At 58.4% G+C, this 17599-nt stretch carries 11 protein-coding genes and 3 tRNA genes; 5 read left to right on the top strand and 9 right to left on the bottom strand.

Features of this window, described 5'->3' with window-relative positions:
• Nucleotides 1-6: 6 nt before the first annotated feature.
• The 9 genes from WCL58_RS06790 to nagB all read right to left on the bottom strand — a co-directional run bounded on the left by WCL58_RS06790 (nucleotide 7) and on the right by nagB (nucleotide 8111).
• A tRNA-Gln gene (locus tag WCL58_RS06790) sits at nucleotides 7-81 on the bottom strand.
• A gap of 30 nt (nucleotides 82-111) precedes the next feature.
• Nucleotides 112-196: transfer RNA gene (locus WCL58_RS06785), tRNA-Leu, on the bottom strand.
• 15 nt (nucleotides 197-211) lie between these two features.
• A tRNA-Met gene (locus WCL58_RS06780) sits at nucleotides 212-288 on the bottom strand.
• Between the two features lie 218 nt (nucleotides 289-506).
• Nucleotides 507-2171 carry an asparagine synthase B gene (asnB, locus tag WCL58_RS06775; protein ID WP_336850763.1) on the bottom strand — a complete coding sequence of 555 codons (1665 nt, stop codon included), beginning with the start codon at nucleotides 2169-2171 and terminating at the stop codon, nucleotides 507-509.
• 284 nt (nucleotides 2172-2455) lie between these two features.
• Nucleotides 2456-3895: a carbohydrate-binding protein gene (locus WCL58_RS06770; protein ID WP_336850762.1), complete on the bottom strand. Its 1440-nt coding sequence runs from the start codon at nucleotides 3893-3895 to the stop codon at nucleotides 2456-2458.
• Between the two features lie 189 nt (nucleotides 3896-4084).
• A complete protein-coding gene (locus tag WCL58_RS06765) occupies nucleotides 4085-4837 on the bottom strand; it encodes an HAD-IIA family hydrolase (RefSeq protein WP_004939957.1) in 753 nt (250 codons plus the stop codon).
• 67 nt (nucleotides 4838-4904) lie between these two features.
• Nucleotides 4905-6125, bottom strand: a complete 1221-nt coding sequence (gene nagC, locus WCL58_RS06760; protein WP_004939956.1) for a DNA-binding transcriptional regulator NagC — start codon at nucleotides 6123-6125, stop codon at nucleotides 4905-4907.
• Between the two features lie 27 nt (nucleotides 6126-6152).
• Nucleotides 6153-7292 carry an N-acetylglucosamine-6-phosphate deacetylase gene (gene nagA / locus WCL58_RS06755; protein WP_060440516.1) on the bottom strand — a complete coding sequence of 380 codons (1140 nt, stop codon included), beginning with the start codon at nucleotides 7290-7292 and terminating at the stop codon, nucleotides 6153-6155.
• A gap of 18 nt (nucleotides 7293-7310) precedes the next feature.
• Nucleotides 7311-8111, bottom strand: a complete 801-nt coding sequence (gene nagB, locus WCL58_RS06750) for a glucosamine-6-phosphate deaminase (protein WP_004939952.1) — start codon at nucleotides 8109-8111, stop codon at nucleotides 7311-7313.
• Between the two features lie 334 nt (nucleotides 8112-8445).
• Between nagB and nagE the strand changes: the two genes are divergently transcribed.
• The 5 genes from nagE to WCL58_RS06725 all read left to right on the top strand — a co-directional run bounded on the left by nagE (nucleotide 8446) and on the right by WCL58_RS06725 (nucleotide 17413).
• Nucleotides 8446-10482, top strand: a complete 2037-nt coding sequence (gene nagE, locus WCL58_RS06745) for an N-acetylglucosamine-specific PTS transporter subunit IIBC (protein ID WP_060423598.1) — start codon at nucleotides 8446-8448, stop codon at nucleotides 10480-10482.
• Nucleotides 10483-10722: 240 nt separating this feature from the next.
• Entirely contained in the window at nucleotides 10723-12387 is a 1665-nt protein-coding gene (glnS, locus tag WCL58_RS06740) for a glutamine--tRNA ligase (RefSeq protein ID WP_060440515.1), read from the top strand.
• 578 nt (nucleotides 12388-12965) lie between these two features.
• Entirely contained in the window at nucleotides 12966-14369 is a 1404-nt protein-coding gene (gene chiP / locus WCL58_RS06735) for a chitoporin ChiP (protein ID WP_019454060.1), read from the top strand.
• Between the two features lie 46 nt (nucleotides 14370-14415).
• Nucleotides 14416-14742: a ChiQ/YbfN family lipoprotein gene (chiQ, locus tag WCL58_RS06730; protein ID WP_004939944.1), complete on the top strand. Its 327-nt coding sequence runs from the start codon at nucleotides 14416-14418 to the stop codon at nucleotides 14740-14742.
• Between the two features lie 13 nt (nucleotides 14743-14755).
• Nucleotides 14756-17413 carry a beta-N-acetylhexosaminidase gene (locus WCL58_RS06725; protein ID WP_060423601.1) on the top strand — a complete coding sequence of 886 codons (2658 nt, stop codon included), beginning with the start codon at nucleotides 14756-14758 and terminating at the stop codon, nucleotides 17411-17413.
• The last annotated feature ends 186 nt before the right edge of the window (nucleotides 17414-17599 follow it).

Raw genomic sequence — 17599 nt, 5'->3', positions numbered from 1 at the left:
AGAATATGGCTGGGGTACCTGGATTCGAACCAGGGAATGCCGGTATCAAAAACCGGTGCCTTACCGCTTGGCGATACCCCATCAACATACTGCGCCGACGATGAAGAGAAATGGTGCGGGAGGCGAGACTTGAACTCGCACACCTTGCGGCGCCAGAACCTAAATCTGGTGCGTCTACCAATTTCGCCACTCCCGCAATGCAAAAAAGAGATGGTGGCTACGACGGGATTCGAACCTGTGACCCCATCATTATGAGTGATGTGCTCTAACCAGCTGAGCTACGTAGCCCTCTTTTTTTGCTTTGCCTTCATCGGCGTTGCGGGGCGCATTATGCGTATATGACCGATTTGCGTCAACAAGTTTTTTCCCGAAAAAGTGCCGGGAAGCGCCGTTTGTCTGGGTTGTGAACATTATGGCGATAAAATCGGCAATTCAGGCAGTTGGCGGGGGGAAAAGGCAACAAAAAGGCGGGCCAAAAGGCCCGCCTTGGGGAAAACGCCGCGCGATTATTTATAGGCGGCCTGGTGCACGCCGACGGCGCGGCCGGAAGGATCGTCCATCTTCTTGAACGATTCGTCCCATTCGATGGCCTTGGCGGACGAACAGGCGACGGACGGGCCGCCCGGCACGCATTCGGCGGCGCTCGGCAGCGGGAACAGCTCCTCGAAGATCTCGCGGTACAGGTAGCCTTCTTTCGAGGTCGGCGTGTTGTACGGGAAGCGGAAACGCGCGGTTTCGAGCTGTTGATCGCTGATTTGCTGCGCAGCGACCTCTTTTAGCGTGTCGATCCAGCTGTAGCCGACGCCGTCGGAGAACTGCTCTTTTTGGCGCCAGGCCACGCTGGCCGGCAAATAGGACTCGAAACATTCGCGGACGATGTGTTTTTCCATTTTGCCGTTGCCGCACATTTTATCTTTCGGGTTGATGCGCATCGCCACGTCGAGGAATTTCTTGTCCAGGAACGGCACGCGGGCCTCAACGCCCCAGGCGGACATCGCCTTGTTGGCGCGCGCGCAGTCGAACATATGCAGCGCCAGCAGCTTGCGCACGGTCTCTTCGTGGAATTCGCGGGCGTCCGGCGCCTTATGGAAGTAAAGGTAGCCGCCGAACACTTCGTCCGCGCCTTCGCCGGAGAGCACCATCTTGATGCCCATCGCCTTGATTTTGCGCGACATCAGGTACATTGGCGTCGAGGCGCGAATGGTGGTGACGTCATAGGTTTCGATGTGGTAAATCACGTCGCGGATGGCGTCCAGGCCTTCCTGGACGGTGAAGTGGATCTCATGGTGCACGGTGCCCAGATGGTTGGCGACCTCCTGCGCGGCGCGCAGATCCGGCGAGCCTTCCAGGCCGACGGCGAAGGAGTGCAGCTGCGGCCACCAGGCTTCGCTGCGTTCCTGATCTTCCACGCGGCGCGCGGCGTACTTCTTGGTGATCGCCGAGATGACTGAGGAATCCAGCCCGCCCGACAGCAGCACGCCGTAAGGCACGTCGGACATCAGGTGGCTTTTCACCGACTCTTCCAGCGCGGTGCGCAAGGCGGCGGCGTCGGTCACGTTGTCTTTGACGCTGTCGTAATCGAACCAGTCGCGGCGATAGTATTCGCGGATCTCACCGTCCTGGCTCCACAGGTAGCTGCCGGCCGGGAATTCCTTGATGGTGCGGCACACCGGCACCAGCGCTTTCATTTCGGAGGCGACGTACAGGTTGCCGTGCTCGTCGTGGCCCATGTACAGCGGGATGATGCCCAGGTGATCGCGGCCGATCAGGTAAGCGTCTTTTTCGGTGTCATACAGGGCGAAGGCGAACATGCCTTGCAGATCGTCGAGGAAATCCGGGCCTTTCTCCTGGTACAGCGCCAGGATCACTTCACAGTCGGACCCGGTCTGGAACGCGTAGCGGTCGCTCAGCTGTTGGCGCAGCGCCTGGTGGTTGTAAATTTCGCCGTTGACCGCCAGAACGTGGGTGTGCGCGGCGTTGTACAGCGGTTGAGCGCCGTTGTTGACGTCGACGATCGACAGGCGTTCGTGGGCCAAAATGGCTTTGTCGCTAGCATAAACGCCGGACCAATCCGGGCCGCGGTGGCGCATCAGGCGCGATAGCCCCAGCGCTTTCTTACGCAGTTCAACGGGATCGGACTTCAGATCGAGCACACCGAAAATAGAACACATACAACTCTCCTAACGGGCTTTCATGACTGTGATGTTGTTTTTTACTGTTATGGGCAGCATTGCCGATTCATCAGCGATAACGCGGTTTTGCTGCGCTGTGGTTATGAAAATGCGCCTAAAGCTGCAGGTGATGCAAGCGTTTTAGCCATACGCTGAGAAATAGTTGTTTGCGTGGCTGCGATTTTTAACGGATTTTCAGTTATTGGCGGGAAAATTTAACGATTATGCAATTTTTAGCGTGATGACGGGATTGCCGGCCGGTTTGGCCGGCAATCGATTAGCGATTAGGCGATGAGCTGCCACAGGGTGAAGGCGGCGTCCGGCGTCCAGCCGGCGTTGGAGGTGTGCGCCTGGATACAGGTGTATTTCTTGCCTTTATAACTCACCACGTCGCCGGCTTTGTAGCTGTGGTTGTTCTGCCACTCGGGCGCCCCCGGATCGGGTGGCGTGCCGTCGTTGGCGGTTTTAACCGCCAGCGCGCTGCTCGGCAGCGAGGTATTGCCCTGGCTGTCGGTGGCGGTAACGAAGTAGCTGTACTGGGTGGCCGGGGTCAGGCCGCTGTCGGCCAGCGACAGGCCGGCGGTCTGGCCGATCGGGGTGCCGTTGCGGTAGACGGTGTAGCTGGCGATCGGTAAGGCGCCGGTGGCGGCGGCCCAGCTCAGCTTCAGCGAGGTGGCGCCCAGCTCGGCGACCGTCAGCGCAGTCGGTGCATTAGGTTTTCCCGGCGGTGGGGTAACGCCGCCCTGAATCAGCGGCGCGTAGCGGGTTTTGAATTCCCAGTTGTAGGCCACGCCGGCTTTGCTCTTACCGTTGTCCCAGTTGATTGACCAGGTCATCAGGCCCTTGATCGACAGGTTCTTGGCGTCGAGACGCGAGAAAGCGTTATATACCGCCTGTTTATCGATCACGTAGCCGGTGGCGGCGGCGTCGTTGTTGCTCGGCAGGCCGATGACGAATTTCGCCGCCGGGATCTTCGCATAGCCGCGGGTGCCGGTGACCAGGCTTTCCGTCAGGTAGTAGAGGAAGTCTTCCTTCTTGGTGTCGTCGTTTTGGGTCAGCCAGGTTTTAATTTCTTCAACCCAAAGGCCATCGCCACCCTGGTTGTAATATTGTGGTGCGATAAAGTCGTAGTAGCCTTCGAGGGCGTTGATATAATCCAGGTAGGTGCCATTCTCACGTAAATATGGGAATTCTGGCGCCATGCTGATAATAAAGTTTTTCCCCTGCGCGGCGTAATAGTCTTTTACTTTTTTCAACGCCGCAGGCAAGACGGTTTTATTATTGGTGGCGCCGATCGCCGCCTGTTCCAAATCGATATCCAGACCGTCGAAGCCATAGACTTCCACCAGGCGAATAATCTCGTCTTTCAGCTTATCTTCGTCGCCGGTTTTCAGCTCGATATGCGCGTCTGCGCCGCCGAGGGAGATCAGCACCGCGCGGCCCTGGCTGTTCAGCACGCCCACCTGGCGGCGGAACTCGGCGTCGGACAGGTTGTACGGTTTGAAGGTTGGGATGCCCTGGCCTTTCATAAAGGCGACGGCCACCACGTTGTATTCGGCGGGAATATCGGTCAGGTTCATATTGGCGAACTGGCCTTGCCGATAGCCGTCACTGGCACCGGCGGCCCAGTTGTGCCAAAAACCCATCAGGATTTTTTTATTGGCGATAGTCGGCATAATGGCTGCGTCATCGGCGGCGGCATTAATCATGTTATTTGTGCTCATGGTAGCCTCATTAATTAGGGGTAAAGGTTTTCCGCTGGCCGGCAATATCAGCTATTGGCGGGGCGTAAGGTTATAATGAGGATTTTTAGCGCAGGCAGGCTGAAACCTTTTGCGGCCATGAACGAATTAAATTCAAACTGCGGTCAGGAAGAGAGAAATAATGGCGGCCGGGCAGCCGCCATAAATGCATCAGAAGATGGTGATATCGGCAACGGAAGGGTAGACGTAGCTCGGGCGGAACGGCATGGTTTCAATGTCGCTCAGCGTGGAGACGCCGGACAGCACCAGCACGGTTTCCAGACCGGCCTGGAAGCCCGCCAGAATGTCGGTGCGCAGGTTGTCGCCGACGATCACCGTCTCTTCCGAGTGCGCCTGCATTTTGTTCAATGCGGCGCGAATGATCCACGGGCTGGGCTTGCCGACGTAAAACGGCTTGCGGCCGGTGATCTTCTCGATGGGGGCGCACAGCGCGCCGCAGGCCGGCGAGAAGCCGTGGCCGTGGCTATCCGGGTTGGTGGCGATAAAGCGTGCGCCGTTACTGACGAAGTAGGCGGCCTTGTGCATCATGTCCCAGTTGTAAGAGCGGGTTTCACCGACGATCACGAAATCCGGGTTGATGTCGGTGATGGTGAAACCGGCTTTGTACAGCTCATGGATCAGGGCGCCTTCGCCGACCACGTAGGCTTTTTTGCCTTCCTGGCGGCGCAGGAAATCGGCGGTGGCCATCGCCGAGGTATAGAACGCGCTCTCCGGCACTTCCAGCCCGGCGGCGGCGAAACGGTTCGCCAGATCCTGCGCGGTCTGTGACGGGTAGTTGGTCAGCACCACCAGCGGCATGCCTTGTTCCTGGATGCGCGCCAGGAACAGATCGGCGCCGGGCACCGGCGTATTGTCATGCAGCAGCACGCCGTCGATATCGCATATAACGTTTTTGATTTTCATTTGTCGCTGTTTCTCATGATTACGGCAGGCAAGGGGTGACGATAACACACCTGCCAGAAGCGGCGGATCAGCTTTCCAGCAATCGCTGCAAGAGCACGCCGTTGAGCATCGCGCGTTTGGCCAGGGCGAAAGCGCCGATCGCCGAGCGATGATTGAGTTCGGAGGTCACCACCGGCAGATTTTTGCGGAAGTCCTTCAGCACCTGGGTATTGATGCAGCTCTGGATCGCCGGCAGCAGCACCTTGTCCGCTTCGGTGATCTCACCGGCGATCACCACCTTCTGCGGATTGAACAGGTTGATGGCGATGGCCACCGCCTTGCCCAGATAGCGGCCGACGTGTTCGATCACTTCGCTGGCCAGCAGATCGCCGCGGTTGGCGGCCTTGCAGATGGCGTTGATGCCGCAGTCTTCCAGCGTCAGTTTGCTCGGGTAGCCCTGGCTCAGCAGCTGGCGCACGCGCTGTTCGATCGCCGCGTTGGCGGCTACAGTTTCCAGGCAGCCGAAGTTGCCGCAGTGGCAGCGTTCACCCAGCGGATCGATTTGGATATGGCCGATTTCGCCGACGTTGCCGTTATTGCCGAGAAAAATCTGCCCGTTGACGATGATGCCGGCGCCGGTGCCGCGGTGCAGGCGCACCAGAATAGAGTCTTCGCAGTCGCGGGTAGCGCCGAAGTAGTGCTCCGCCAGCGCCAGGCTGCGGATGTCGTGGCCGACGAAGCTGGTGACGTTGAAGCGCTGCTGCAGGTTGTCGACCAGCGCCCAGTTGCTGACGCTGATGTGCGGCATGTAGCGCACCACGCCCAGCGCCGGATCCACCAGGCCGGGCAGGATCACCGCGATGGCGATCAGCTCGCGCAGGCGGCGCTGGTTTGCTTCGATGAATTGGGCGATGGCGGCGAACAGTGCATTTTCCAGCGTTTCCTGGGTGCGTTCCGGCAGCGGATAGTGTTCTTCGCTGAGCGATTTACCGCTCATGTCATACAGGGTGATGGTGGCGTCGTGGCGGCCGAGACGTACCGCGACGGTATGGAAATGACGGGTTTCCGACACGATGGAGATCGCGCGGCGGCCGCCGGTGGAGGCTTGCTGATCGACTTCTTTGATCAGCCCGCGCTCCAGCAGCTGGCGAGTAATTTTGGTGACGCTGGCGGGGGCAAGCTGGCTGAGTTCGGCAATTTGAATGCGCGAGATCGGGCCCTGCTGGTCGATCAGGCGGTAAACTGCCGCGCCGTTAAGCTGTTTGACTAAGTCAACGTTCCCTATTTGTGCTTGTCCGCCAGTGCTCATCAATAATGTTACTCGCTGTTCATTGAATTAAACCTCGTTACCGTTAACGAGCGTTTTGGTGATCTTGAAATCACGGGTGAAGGCGGTCAGGTTAGCCACCTTGCCGGCTTCGATGGTGCCCAGACGCTGCTCGACGCCGATGGCGCGCGCCGGATACAGCGTCGCCATACGCAGCGCTTCGTCCAGCGCGATGCCGATATGCTCGACGCTGTTTTGCACCGCTTCGATCATGGTCAGTGCGGAACCGCTCAGGGTACCGTTCTCATCCACGCACAGCCCATCCCGATAGTATATTGTTTTACCGGCGAAAATAAATTGGTCAATATCTGCACCTGCCGGTGCGGTCGCGTCGGTGACCAATACCAATTTATCACCTTTCAGGCGTTTGGCGTTACGGATACTCGCCCAGGCCACGTGATGGCCGTCGGCGATGATGCCGGTATAGACCTCCGGCGTATCGAAGATCGCCCCCATCAGCCCCGGTTCGCGGCCGGTGATATACGGCATGGCGTTGTACAGGTGGGTGGCGAAGCTGATGCCGGCGGCGAAGCCGGTGCGCGCCTGATCGTAGGTGGCGTTCGAGTGGCCGGCGGAGACCACGATGCCGGCCTTGGTCAGCTGCTCGATAACGTGCGGCTCAACCATTTCCGGCGCCAGCGTCACCTTGGTGATCACGTCGGCGTTGGCGCACAGGTAATCGATCATGTCCTGAGTTGGCTTGCGAATGAACGCCGGGTTATGGGTGCCTTTTTTCACCGGGCTGAGGTACGGCCCTTCCAGGTGCAGGCCCAGCGCCTGGTTTTGGTGTTTTTTCAGATAAGCGCGCATCACGTCGACGCTGTGCTTCATGAATTCGTCGCTGCTGGTGATCAGCGTCGGCAGATAGCTGGTGCAGCCGGATTTCTCGTTGGCGCGCTGCATGATCTCCAGCGTTTCTTCCGAAATCGCTTCCAGCGAATCGTTGAACTGGACGCCGCCGCAGCCGTTCAGCTGCACGTCGATCAGCCCAGGGGCCAGGATGGCGCCACCCAGGTCGCGCGTTTCGATGCCGGCGGGCAATTCAGCCGCCGGGCAGACTCTCTCGATCAGCCCATCAGCGATAATGACTGCATGGTCATCAAGTACGTCGTGGCCGGTATAGATTCGGCCGTGGGTTAAAGCGAACATCGTAGCCCCCTGCAAAGATTAAAGACTTTTCACGCTTTCCGCTTCTAACTCGCGGAAATATTTGACGGTTTTGACTTTCAGCTCCATGGTAGCCGGCTCGTCGCACACCACGACCGCTTTGGCGTGCAGCTGCAGGCAGCTGATGGTCCACATGTGGTTAATGTTGCCTTCCACCGCGGCTTCCAACGCCTGCGCCTTGGCGTGGCCGGTCACCAGGATCATCACTTCTTCCGCGTCCAGCAGCGTGCCCACGCCAACGGTCAACGCATATTTCGGCACCAGGCTGACGTCGCCGCCGAAGAAGCGCGAGTTGGCGATGCGGGTGTCTTCGGTCAGCGTTTTGATGCGGGTGCGCGAAGCCAGGGACGAAGCCGGCTCGTTGAACGCGATATGGCCGTCGATGCCCACGCCGCCCATGAACAGGTTAATTTTGCCGTAAGACTTGATCTTCTCTTCGTACTGGCGGCACTCGGCGTCGACATCCGCGGCGTTGCCGTTCAGCAGGTTGATATTTTCACGAGGGATATCAACGTGGTCAAAGAAGTTGCGGTACATGAAGGTGTGGTAGCTTTCCGGGTGTTCCTGCGGCAGGCCAACGTACTCGTCCATGTTGAAAGTCACAACATGCTTAAAGCTTACTTCACCTGCTTTGTGCATCGCAATCAGATGTTTGTAGGCTTCCAGCGGCGTGCCGCCGGTGGGCAGGCCGAGGACAAACGGGCGCTCTGCGGTTGGCTTGAATGCGTTGATGCGTTGAACGATATGACGCGCGGCCCATTTGCCGACTTGTGCGGTATCTTTCAGTGGGATAAGTCTCATCTAACACCTCTTGGGATAAGTAAACTAAAGCTATACTGTACGGGCCTGCGGGAGTCCTAAGCGTAACCCAGCTTTATGATTCTCGCGTGAATCGTCCGTTCGGTTGATTTTTTGAATGATAAAATAAGTTTTGTGTGATGGCCAGCAATCTGGGAGGGAAAGACTACTTTTTGGTGATATTTATCACAAAAAGGGAGGTTTTAATTTGCGATACAAAATAAATTTTTTACACTCGGCATGAGTGATACGTGACAAGCATTGTTTCTAAAAAGGTAGTGAGAGATCCAAATAAACTACTAATAGGGTCCGTCCGCGGACAACATAGGGGGAAAAGGTGAACATTCTTAGTTATTTGCAAAAGGTGGGACGGGCGCTGATGGTGCCGGTCGCCACGCTGCCTGCCGCCGCCATCTTGATGGGCGTCGGGTACTGGATTGACCCTGTTGGTTGGGGCGGCGACAACGCGCTTGCCGCATTATTTATCAAATCCGGTTCAGCCATTATCGATCATATGGCCGTGCTGTTCGCCATCGGTGTGGCCTACGGCATGTCCAAAGACAAGGACGGCTCTGCCGCACTGACCGGCTTCGTCGGTTTCCTGGTGCTGACCACCCTCTGTTCACCGGCCGCCGTGTCGATGATTCAGAAGATCCCCCTCGACCAGGTGCCTGCCGCGTTCGGCAAAATTGAAAACCAGTTCGTCGGTATTCTGGTGGGTATCATCTCCGCCGAAGTGTACAACCGCTTCAGCGGCGTCGAGCTGCCTAAGGCGCTGTCGTTCTTCAGCGGTCGCCGTCTGGTGCCGATCCTCATTTCCTTCCTGATGATCCTGGTCGCTTACATCCTGATGTATGTCTGGCCAGTGGTGTTCGGCGCTCTGGTGAGCTTCGGCGAACACATCCAGAAATTGGGCTCCGTCGGCGCGGGCATCTATGCCTTCTTCAACCGTCTGCTGATCCCGGTCGGCCTGCACCACGCGCTGAACTCGGTGTTCTGGTTCGACGTGGCCGGCATCAACGATATCCCTAACTTCCTTGGCGGCCAGCAGTCGATCGAAGCCGGTAAAGCGGTCGTCGGCATCACCGGCCGTTATCAGGCGGGCTTCTTCCCGATCATGATGTTTGGTCTGCCGGGCGCAGCGCTGGCTATCTATCACTGCGCGCGCCCTGAGAATAAGGCGAAAGTGCTGGGGATCATGATGGCGGGGGCATTCGCTGCCTTCTTTACCGGCATCACCGAACCGCTGGAATTCTCCTTCATGTTTGTGGCGCCGGTGCTGTATGTGCTTCACGCGATCTTGACCGGGATTTCCGTCTTCATCGCCGCCAGCATGCACTGGATTGCCGGTTTCGGCTTCAGCGCCGGTTTGGTGGATATGGTGCTGTCGTCGCGCAACCCGTTGGCGACCCACTGGTACATGCTGATCCCGCAAGGTCTGGTGTTCTTCGTTATCTACTATGTGGTGTTCCGCTTCACCATCAACAAGTTCAACCTGATGACCCCGGGCCGCGAGCTGGCGGTTGCCGGTGACGAAACCGACGGTTATGACGTCAACGTCAACAGCAACGCCGGTAAAGACGAGAACGAAACTACCACGCTGGCCCGTCGCTACGTCGGCGCGATCGGCGGTTCCGACAACCTGACCGGCATCGATGCCTGCATCACTCGCCTGCGTTTGAACGTGAAAGACTCCGCGCTGGTGAACGACGCATTGGCGAAACGCCTCGGCGCATCCGGCGTTATCCGTCTGAACAAGCAGAGCGTGCAAGTGATCGTTGGCACCCGTGCTGAACTTATCGCCAGCGCAATGCGCAACGTGATTGCCGCCGGCCCGGTAGCGGCAGCGGCGGCCCCGGCGGCGGCTCCTGCTGCGGAAGCCAAACCGCAGGCGGTACCGAACGCACCGAAAGTCGCGTTTGAAACGCTGGTGGCGCCGGTGACCGGTGAAGTCGTGGCGCTCGATCAGGTGCCGGACGAAGCTTTCGCCAGCAAGGCGGTGGGTGACGGCCTGGCGATTCGCCCGACTGACAACATCGTCGTGGCGCCGGCGGACGGCACCGTGGTGAAAATCTTCAATACCAACCACGCGTTCTGCCTGGAAACCGACAAGGGCGCCGAGATCGTGGTGCACATGGGGATCGACACCGTCGCGCTGGAAGGCCAGGGCTTCAAACGCCTGGTGGAAGAGGGCGCGGAAGTGAAAGCCGGTCAACCGATTCTGGAACTGGATCTGGATTATCTGAACGCCAACGCGCGTTCGATGATAAGCCCGGTGGTGGTCAGCAACTCTGACGACTACGCCGGCCTGGCGGCGCTGGCCAGCGGCTCTGTCGTCGCCGGTCAGACCAAGCTGTACGAGATCCAAAAGTAAGGCCGTTTTTACCTGAGTAGTACCGGGGGCCGGCCACGCATCATGGCGGAGTTTGCCCCGACTTGGCGGGAAGAGAGCGATCTCTTCCCGCTTTTTTTATTCCGTTTCGCCCCACGGCGGTGCGCTGCGCGCCGACGGTGCAACGCGCCGCATTTTTCGTGAAACAAACGGTTGTTTCCAGACGTGGCTTGTTGGATCATAGGCGGTTATGTGTAGCGCTTTGCATTGAGGAACAGTGAAATGAGTGAGGCTGAAGCCCGCCCAACCAATTTTATCCGTCAGATCGTCGATGAAGATCTGGCGTCGGGGAAACACACGTCGGTACATACCCGCTTCCCGCCGGAGCCTAACGGCTATCTGCATATCGGCCACGCCAAGTCCATCTGCCTGAACTTCGGCATCGCCAAGGACTATCAGGGCCAGTGCAACCTGCGTTTCGATGACACCAACCCGGTGAAAGAAGACATCGAGTTCGTGGAGTCAATCAAGCACGACGTGGAGTGGCTGGGCTTTGAGTGGAGCGGCAACGTTCGTTACTCCTCAGACTATTTCGATCAGCTGCACCAGTATGCGGTTGAGCTGATCACCAAGGGCCTGGCCTACGTCGATGAGCTGTCGCCGGAGCAGATCCGTGAATATCGCGGCACCCTGACCGCGCCGGGCAAAGACAGCCCGTACCGCGGCCGCAGCGTGGAAGAGAACCTGGCGCTGTTCGAGAAGATGCGCAACGGCGAGTTCGCCGAAGGCGCGGCCTGCCTGCGCGCCAAGATCGATATGGCTTCGCCGTTTATCGTGATGCGCGATCCGGTGCTGTACCGCATCAAGTTCGCCGAACACCACCAGACCGGCAATAAATGGTGCATCTATCCGATGTACGATTTCACCCACTGCATTTCCGATGCGCTGGAAGGGATCACCCATTCGCTGTGCACCCTGGAATTCCAGGATAACCGCCGTCTGTATGACTGGGTGCTGGATAACATCACCATTCCTTGCCACCCGCGTCAGTACGAGTTTTCGCGTCTCAACCTCGAATACGCCATCATGTCGAAGCGCAAGCTGCACCAGCTGGTGGCCGAGAAGATCGTCGAAGGCTGGGACGATCCGCGTATGCCGACCGTCTCCGGTCTGCGCCGTCGCGGTTATACCGCCGCCTCGATTCGTGAGTTCTGCCTGCGCATCGGCGTGACCAAGCAAGACAACAACGTCGAGATGGTGGCGCTGGAATCCTGCATCCGCGACGATCTGAACGAGAACGCGCCGCGCGCCATGGCGGTGCTGGATCCGGTGAAAATCGTCATCGAGAACATGGGCGATGCGGTGGAAATGGTCACCATGCCTAACCACCCGAACAAACCGGAAATGGGCAGCCGAGATGTGCCGTTCAGCCGCGAGATCTATATCGATCGCGCCGACTTCCGCGAAGAAGCCAACAAGCAGTACAAGCGTCTGGTGCTGGGCAAGGAAGTGCGTCTGCGCAATGCGTACGTGATCAAGGCCGAGCGCGTCGAGAAGGACGAAGCGGGCGAGATCACCACCATCTTCTGCAGCTACGATGCGGAAACGCTGAGCAAAGATCCTGCCGACGGCCGCAAGGTGAAGGGCGTGATCCACTGGGTGTCAGCGGCGCACGCGCTGCCGGCGGAAATTCGCCTGTACGATCGCCTGTTCAGCGTGCCTAATCCGGGCGCGGCGGAGGATTTCCTCTCCACCATCAACCCGGAATCGCTGGTCATCAAGCACGGCTTCGTCGAGCCGAGCCTGGCAGCTGCACAGCCGGAGAAAGCCTATCAGTTCGAGCGTGAAGGTTACTTCTGCGCCGACAACCGTCACTCGTCGGCCGAGCATCTGGTGTTTAACCGCACCGTCGGCCTGCGTGACACCTGGGCGAAAATCGAAGGCTAATCTTATTCGCCTCGAAAATTAATGAATCAGCGCGGCTTTAAGCCGCGCTTTTTTATGCCTGCGCTCAGCTCGCGATCTATTCCTCTCTCATTTTATCCGGGGTGCGTTTAATTAATGGCGACGCATTAACCCATTAGTTCTCTTATATTGGTCCTATTAGTCTTCATTTTTTCTTATATATTCGTGATGCGAATTAATTTCATTTGGAGAGCGCTCTCAATTTTTATCGTCTGACTGACGAATTTAGTCAGGCTGAAACCATTAATCGTCTCTGGTTGACCTTGTATCTCAATTTATTCTGATTTAATTGAATTTTTTATTCGACACTCTCTATGATCACCAGCGTAACAAATTCTCACTGATATGTGCTCCTTGTCATACTTTGACAAATCTCCCTCATTTTTCATTTGATAATTCGCGTCGCGAAAAATAGTCTGTCTGTAGCAATTAGTGCTGTGGGAATAACATCTCGTCGGCAATATTTTTTACCCGTTCGGGTTTTTTATTGGCAGTCGTGCAGGGCAGTGGTGAACACAGGCGGCTGCAACTTTTAAGTTAAGTCAAAGAGGAATTTCAATATGGGTACGCACGGTGCTCAGCGTAAAACGCTGGCGCTCGCAGTCGCGGGCGCGCTGTTGGGAACAGGGTTTGCCATGGCGCCTGAGGCGAAAGCCGCAGGGTTTATCGATGATTCCACGCTGACCGGCGGCATTTATTACTGGCAACGTGAGCGCGACCGTAAAGATCTCAATCCGGACAGCAAGGATTACAACCAATACACCACCAACCTGTCGCACTCCACCGCCAACCTGAGCCTGGATTTCGCTTCGGGCTACGCCTGGGACATGTTTGGTCTGGACGTCGGTGCCTTTACCGCCATCGAGCTGGCGGAATCCAGCGCCAGCGGCCACCCGAACGAGATCGCGTTCTCCTCGAAAAACCGTACCTACGACGAAGACTATTCCGGTGACAAAGGCGGCGTCAGCCTGTACAAAGCCGCCGCCAAATTCAAATACGGCCCGGTTTGGGCGCGCGCCGGCTATATTCAGCCGAGCGGCCAAACCCTGCTGGCGCCGCACTGGAGCTTTATGCCGGGCACCTATCAGGGGGCCGAAGCCGGCGCCAAGTTCGACTACGGCGACGCCGGTGCGTTGAGCTTCTCCTACATGTGGACCGACAAATACAAGGCGCCGTGGCATATCGAGATGGACGACTTCCGCCAGAACGATAAGAAAACGCGCGTCTCCTACCTGCACTCGCTGGGCGCCAAGTACGATTTCAAAAACGATCTGGTGCTGGAAGCCGCCTTCGGCCAGGCGCAGGGTTATGTGAATCAATACTTCACCAAGGCGTCTTACAAATTCGATGTGCTCGGCAACCCGCTGACCACCAGTTACCAGTTCTACGGTGCGGAAGACCGCATCAGTAACAAGAACGATCCGAACAGCATCTACGACGGCCTGGCCTGGCTGCAGGCGCTGACCTTCGGTTACACCACCGGGCAGTTCAACTGGCGTCTGGAAGGCACCATGGTCAAGGCGGAAGGCAACCAGGGCTTCTTCCTGCAGCGCATGACCCCGACCTACGCCTCGTCCAACGGTCGTCTGGACGTGTGGTGGGATAACCGCTCCGACTTTAACGCCAACGGCGAGAAAGCGGTGTACGCCGGCGTGATGTATGACCTCAGCAACTGGAATCTGCCGGGCATGGCGGTCGGCGGCTCCTACGTTTACGCCTGGGATGCCAAGCCGAGCACCAACCCGATCTACGATCAGAGCCAGCGCCTGAAGGAGAGCGCCTGGAGCCTGGACGCGATGTACACCATCCAGGAAGGGCGCGCCAAGGGCACCCTGATCAAGCTGCACTACACCCAGTATGACAACCACACCAACATCCCGAGCTGGGGCGGCGGTTACGGCAACATCTTCCAGGACGAGAAAGACGTCAAGTTCATGGTCATCGCGCCATTCACCATCTTCTGATGCGTTCCCCGGCCTCGCCGCCGGGGGCAGTTAAGGGAATTCAACGATGAAAAAAATCATGCTGATGTTGGCGGCCGCCGCGGCCTTGAGCGCCTGTGCGCAACCCGCCGCACCGCCGGAAGACGCCAAATTGAAGCAGGCTTACAGCGCCTGCATCAACACCGCCGAAGGTTCGCCGGAGCGTCTGCAACCCTGTAAGGCGGTGCTGAACGTGCTGAAACAAGAGAAGCAGCACCAGCAGTTCGCCGCGCAGGAAACGGTGCGGGTGATGGATTATCAGAACTGCATTATGGCGGTGCACAGCGGTAACGGTCAGGCTTACGACGCCAAGTGCGGCAAGCTGTGGCAAGAAATTCGCGATAACAATAATTAAGAAGGACAAGAACATGAACGCATTCAAACTGAGCGCATTAGCCGCGTTGACGGCAACGATGGGATTTCTGGGCGGCATGGGAAACGCCATGGCCGATCAACAGCTGGTGGATCAGCTGAGCCAGCTGAAGCTGAACGTAAAAATGCTGGATAACCGCGCCGGCGAAAACGGCGTGGATTGCGCGGCGCTGGGCGCCGACTGGGCCTCATGCAACCGGGTGTTGTTCACCCTCAGCAACGACGGCCAGGCGATCGACGGTAAAGACTGGGTCATCTATTTCCACAGCCCGCGCCAGACCCTGCGGGTAGACAACGACCAGTTCAAGATTGCTCACCTCACCGGCGATCTGTACAAGCTGGAGCCGACCGCCAAATTCAGCGGCTTCCCGGCCGGTAAGGCGGTGGAAATCCCGGTGGTCGCCGAATATTGGCAGCTGTTCAGAAACGACTTCCTGCCGCGCTGGTATGCCACGTCCGGCGACGCCAAGCCGAAAATGCTGGCGAATACCGACACCGAAAACCTGGACCAGTTTGTGGCGCCGTTCACCGGCGACCAGTGGAAGCGCACCAAGGACGACAAAAACATTCTGATGACGCCGGCTTCGCGCTTTGTCAGCAATGCCGATCTGCAGACGCTGCCTGCCGGCGCGCTGCGCGGCCAGATCGTGCCGACGCCGATGCAGGTGAAGGTTCACGCGCAGGACGTCGATTTGCGCAAAGGGGTATCGCCGGATCTGAGCACGCTGGTCAAGCCGGCGGCGGACGTCGTCAATCAGCGCTTCGCGCTGCTGGGTGTGCCGGTTCAGGCCAACGGCTATCCGATCAAGACCGACATCCAGCCGGGCAAGTTTAAAGGCGCGATGGCGGTGCCTGGCGCCTATGAGCTGAAAATCGGCAAGAAAGAGGCGCGGGTGATCGGCTTCGATCAGGCCGGGGTGTTCTACGGGCTGCAGTCGATCTTGTCGTTAGTGCCGAGCGACGGCAGCGGCAAGATCGCCACGCTGGACGCCAGCGATGCGCCGCGCTTCCAGTATCGCGGCATTTTCCTCGACGTAGCGCGCAACTTCCATAAGAAGGACGCGGTGCTGCGCCTGTTGGATCAGATGGCGGCCTACAAGCTCAACAAATTCCACTTCCACCTGAGCGATGACGAAGGCTGGCGCATCGAGATCCCCGGTTTGCCTGAGCTGACGGAGGTCGGCGGCCAGCGCTGCCACGATCTGAGCGAAACCACCTGCCTGCTGCCGCAGTACGGCCAGGGGCCGGACGTCTACGGCGGCTTCTTCAGCCGTCAGGACTATATCGACATCATCAAATACGCCCAGGCGCGCCAGATTGAAGTGATCCCGGAGATCGACATGCCGGCACACGCCCGCGCCGCGGTGGTCTCGATGGAAGCGCGCTATAAAAAGCTGCATGCCGCCGGGAAAGAGCAGGAGGCCAACGAATTCCGCCTGGTGGATCCGACCGATACCTCCAACACCACCTCCGTGCAGTTCTTTAACCGCCAGAGCTACCTGAACCCGTGCCTGGATTCTTCCCAGCGCTTTGTCGACAAGGTGATCGGCGAGATCGCCCAGATGCATAAAGAGGCCGGCCAGCCGATTAAGACCTGGCACTTCGGCGGCGACGAAGCGAAAAACATTCGCCTGGGCGCCGGCTACACCGACAAGGCGAAACCGGAGCCGGGCAAAGGCATCATCGATCAGAGCAACGAAGACAAGCCGTGGGCCAAGTCGCAGGTGTGCCAGACGATGATCAAAGAAGGCAAGGTGGCCGACATGGAGCATCTGCCGAGCTACTTCGGCCAAGAGGTCAGCAAGCTGGTGAAGGCGCACGGCATCGACAGAATGCAGGCCTGGCAGGATGGCCTGAAAGACGCCGAGAACGCGAAGGCGTTCGCCACCTCGCGCGTGGGCGTCAACTTCTGGGATACCCTGTACTGGGGCGGTTTCGATAGCGTCAACGACTGGGCCAACAAAGGGTATGAAGTGGTGGTTTCCAACCCGGACTACGTCTACATGGACTTCCCTTACGAGGTGAACCCGGACGAGCGCGGTTACTACTGGGGTACCCGCTTCAGCGACGAGCGCAAGGTGTTCAGCTTCGCGCCGGACAACATGCCGCAGAACGCGGAAACTTCGGTCGACCGCGACGGCAACCACTTCAACGCCAAGAGCGACAAGCCGTGGCCGGGCGCCTACGGGCTGTCCGCTCAGCTGTGGAGCGAAACCCAGCGCACCGATCCGCAGATGGAATACATGATTTTCCCACGCGCGCTGTCGGTGGCTGAACGCGCCTGGCACCGCGCCGGTTGGGAGCAGGACTACCGCGCCGGCCGCGAATACAAAGGCGGGGAAACCCACTTTGTCGATACCAAGACGCTGGAGAAAGACTGGCTGCGCTTCGCCAATATCCTGGGGCAGCGTGAACTGGCCAAGCTGGACAAAGGTGGCGTCGCTTACCGTCTGCCGGTGCCGGGCGCACGCGTAGCGGGCGGCAAGCTGGAGGCGAATATCGCGCTGCCGGGATTGGGCATCGAGTACTCCACCGACGGCGGCAAGCAGTGGCAGCGCTATGATGCCAAGGCCAAGCCTGCGGTGTCCGGTGAGGTGCAGGTGCGTTCGGTTAGCCCGGACGGCAAGCGCTACAGCCGCGCCGAGAAGGTCTAAGCCCGGTGCAACGGCCTGCTGCCCTGGCGGCGGCCGTATAACGAAGGGGGAATGCGTTCGCCCGCGCGTGTCGGCGTAGGGCGGACGTTGTAGTGAGAGTAGTACGTGGAGTAGCAGTGCCGCTGCAATTGTGATATTTCATGACATGATTTTCCCCCGGCTGGTCCGGGGATTTTTTTGCCCTTT

This window comes from Serratia sp. TMDUHS_CL, from assembly GCF_037137105.1.
Lineage (GTDB): Bacteria > Pseudomonadota > Gammaproteobacteria > Enterobacterales > Enterobacteriaceae > Serratia > Serratia nevei.
This window is presented reverse-complemented; position numbering and strand designations above follow the sequence as displayed.

Coding starts and splice junctions, on each gene's coding strand:
- asnB (WP_336850763.1), bottom strand. CDS start 2,171: ATGTGTTCTATTTTCGGTGTGCTCGATCTGAAGTCCGATCCCGTTGAA.
- glnS (WP_060440515.1), top strand. CDS start 10,723: ATGAGTGAGGCTGAAGCCCGCCCAACCAATTTTATCCGTCAGATCGTC.
- nagC (WP_004939956.1), bottom strand. CDS start 6,125: ATGAGCACTGGCGGACAAGCACAAATAGGGAACGTTGACTTAGTCAAA.
- chiQ (WP_004939944.1), top strand. CDS start 14,416: ATGAAAAAAATCATGCTGATGTTGGCGGCCGCCGCGGCCTTGAGCGCC.
- nagB (WP_004939952.1), bottom strand. CDS start 8,111: ATGAGACTTATCCCACTGAAAGATACCGCACAAGTCGGCAAATGGGCC.
- WCL58_RS06725 (WP_060423601.1), top strand. CDS start 14,756: ATGAACGCATTCAAACTGAGCGCATTAGCCGCGTTGACGGCAACGATG.
- chiP (WP_019454060.1), top strand. CDS start 12,966: ATGGGTACGCACGGTGCTCAGCGTAAAACGCTGGCGCTCGCAGTCGCG.
- WCL58_RS06765 (WP_004939957.1), bottom strand. CDS start 4,837: ATGAAAATCAAAAACGTTATATGCGATATCGACGGCGTGCTGCTGCAT.
- WCL58_RS06770 (WP_336850762.1), bottom strand. CDS start 3,895: ATGAGCACAAATAACATGATTAATGCCGCCGCCGATGACGCAGCCATT.
- nagA (WP_060440516.1), bottom strand. CDS start 7,292: ATGTTCGCTTTAACCCACGGCCGAATCTATACCGGCCACGACGTACTT.